Genomic DNA, 1,735 nt, shown 5'->3' with positions numbered 1-1,735 from the left:
GTTCAGCATTGGTTGGTGCCTCACCAATTCCGTTTTCTGATGCGCCAATCTTGGTAACGATGCAAACGGTAATGATTGCTAACATCACCAGCATTTTTGGATTAACGGTTGAAAGAGCTTTTCTGGGAATGGTGATATCTGCTCTTGGGGGTACAGGAGGAATGACTGCAGTGGGTAAAGTAATTGTCGCGAATTTACTCAAAATGATTCCGGGTGCAGGCACCGTGCTTGGTGGAGCAATATCAGGCTCAACGGCAGCAGCACTAACCTTGGCTCTTGGTCTATCTTATATCGAAGCACTCAAGATTTATGTGAAAGCTCAGGTTGATGGTAAGGAAATACCCCTTTCTGAACTGGCGAAAATTATCATTGAACAATATAAATACTATGCGGGAACAGGTCAAAAAAGCTTGAGGGATCAGGAATTACCGCCTTCAGATTAGGGGAGGTTTCCGACTCCCGATTCCCGATTCCCGATTCCCGATTCCCGACTCCCGACTCCCGATTCCCGACTCCCGACTCCCGACTGCTATCATTTAAATATGATAGAGATTACTCACCATTAGTTTACTGTTTTCATCGTTGATAAATCGTTGGATAAATTCGGGTATTTTTTTATTGTGATTAGGATAGACAGTGGATTGCCAACAATAGGATAATTGACCAATTTGGAATAACCGAAATGCTAAATCTAGATCGGCTCCCTCGGGAATTCTAATGGTTTCTTTAAATCCACCGATTTGTTGAAGAGCTTTTTTCCAAATCAGGGCATTGGCTGTAATTAATGATTCTGGTCTACTGATATGGCACTCTTCAACCATGGTTAAGGGAATGAGTCTTTCTTGACCTTCATAAAATTTTGACAATAAATCCTTGCCCGATGCTTTAACATTACCTGCATAGCCTATTGACCCATTTATGCTATTAAGATAGCCTTGGATAAATGATTCAGAGGGAAGACAGTGGCTATCGGTAAATAATATCCAATCTCCTTTGGCATAGTTTATGCCTACATTTCTGGCAGAGGCCAAATCATTTTTTGAGCATTTCAGTAATCTGATGGAAAGGTTATTACCTTGGAAGTGTTGAGCGATAGTAATTGGTCGCCTGGAGTTATTATCAACAATAATAATTTCTTGGGGATAGATGTAGGGACTCTGGGTGTTAAAAAATTCAGTTAAAAATAAATCAAGTCCTTCTTGATTATTCCTGACGGGAATAACGATTGATATATCAGATGCTTGAATGTTTAAGGGTACAGTAAAATCGGAGTAATTCTGGGGCGTTGAATGAAGTTTGTTGATGAAAGTCATAGGATTACCTCAATTGTCTGGATTAGAGTTCTGCCAACTGACTAGTGCAGGGGGGCAGAAATAACAAACCCGCGTCCTAGAGTCGAAATCCTTGATATTAAAGAACTTCAGACTTCAGACTTCAGACTTCAGACTTCCGGGTAGCTGCACTATAACTTCTATACACAATCTTGGCTATTCCACCAGGAAATTTTTGGGGAGGGTGGGGAGATAGGGAGATAGGGAGATGGGGAGATAGGGAGATAGGGAGATAGGGAACAGGGAACAGGCAATAGGCAATAGGCAATAGGCAAGAGGAACCCACCCCTAACCCCCTTTCAAGGGTATGTTTTTAAGATTCATCCAGGGGCAGGAGAAAAATCGGGAATAAATCTACCTGTAGGTAAAGGCATGCCCTTAATCGCAGATGCCAAAATTATTAA

Annotated in this window: 3 protein-coding genes; 1 reads left to right on the top strand and 2 read right to left on the bottom strand. The window is 41.7% G+C overall.

Features of this window, described 5'->3' with window-relative positions:
* Nucleotides 1–443 (top strand): DUF697 domain-containing protein (locus F6K37_RS40955; RefSeq protein WP_287257023.1); only part of this gene is annotated, 443 nt, incomplete at its 5' end.
* Nucleotides 444–536: 93 nt separating this feature from the next.
* On the opposite strand, the gene F6K37_RS40950 is transcribed toward F6K37_RS40955, so the two are convergent.
* Both F6K37_RS40950 and F6K37_RS40945 read right to left on the bottom strand, forming a co-directional pair.
* Nucleotides 537–1,313: a glycosyltransferase family 2 protein gene (locus tag F6K37_RS40950; RefSeq protein ID WP_287257022.1), complete on the bottom strand. Its 777-nt coding sequence runs from the start codon at nt 1,311–1,313 to the stop codon at nt 537–539.
* Between the two features lie 121 nt (nt 1,314–1,434).
* Nucleotides 1,435–1,617 carry a hypothetical protein gene (locus F6K37_RS40945; protein WP_287257021.1) on the bottom strand — a complete coding sequence of 61 codons (183 nt, stop codon included), beginning with the start codon at nt 1,615–1,617 and terminating at the stop codon, nt 1,435–1,437.
* Nucleotides 1,618–1,735: the final 118 nt, after the last annotated feature.

The organism is Moorena sp. SIO4E2, assembly GCF_010671945.1.
Taxonomy (GTDB): Bacteria; Cyanobacteriota; Cyanobacteriia; order Cyanobacteriales; family Coleofasciculaceae; genus Moorena; species Moorena producens.
This window is presented reverse-complemented; position numbering and strand designations above follow the sequence as displayed.

Excerpts from the sequence above, each read along its gene's own strand:
- F6K37_RS40950 (WP_287257022.1), bottom strand. The coding sequence starts at position 1,313 with ATGACTTTCATCAACAAACTTCATTCAACGCCCCAGAATTACTCCGAT.